1 protein-coding gene is annotated in these 626 nt (G+C 48.7%); it reads right to left on the bottom strand.

The window, feature by feature from the left end:
- On the bottom strand, positions 1-626 hold a 626-nt coding region (locus CVN76_RS01850; protein WP_269800001.1), incomplete at both ends, for an FtsK/SpoIIIE domain-containing protein.

The following is a 626-nucleotide window of genomic DNA, read 5'->3' as shown; positions in this document are numbered from 1 at the left end:
TTTTCCTAAGCTCATCGAATCGGAAGTAGTCCCCTGTATGGGGCAGCTGGCGCAATGGAAGTAATGCGCTATTGCCAAAATCGAACAAGTAATAATGCAGTTCTTCAGGAGAGAATTGATCTGCAAAGCTAAAGAGCAGGGTCAAAGCCGTAGTTGATTTACCGTATCCGGAAGAACCGAATATCCCGATATTTCCATCCTCCATCCAGTTATAGATGTAATTTGTCTGGCTTTGCAATTCCGGTTCATCCTTCATTCCGAGATGGATTTGATTGCTCGTCAGGCTGCTTTCACCGCTTCTCGATAGGCGAGCTTTAAGGGGCGGAAGCCATGGGCTTGCCAGCTTCTCGATCTTCATTTCTGCTTGTGTCGCCACGATATGATCGGCAACGGCTTCGATTTCACTGATTTTTTCTTTCCTTCGACTAGCAGCCTGTTCCGAAACACTCGAGATTTGAACTAGGCCAAGGTCGGTGACCAGTGCCACCTCGTCCTCCAATCCCGCCGTATCCTCCAAATAAGGGGCACCGCTCCATGCTGACTGAAACAGTTCGTACACCTCGTTATTGCCTACCTGCAAATATCCCCGCCCCGTGACCGTGATATTTGCGGCATCGCCATTTTTA

The sequence above is a fragment of the Bacillus sp. mrc49 genome (assembly GCF_002803435.1).
The sequence above is the reverse complement of the archived record's forward strand: the minus strand, read 5'-3'. Positions and strand labels throughout refer to the sequence as shown.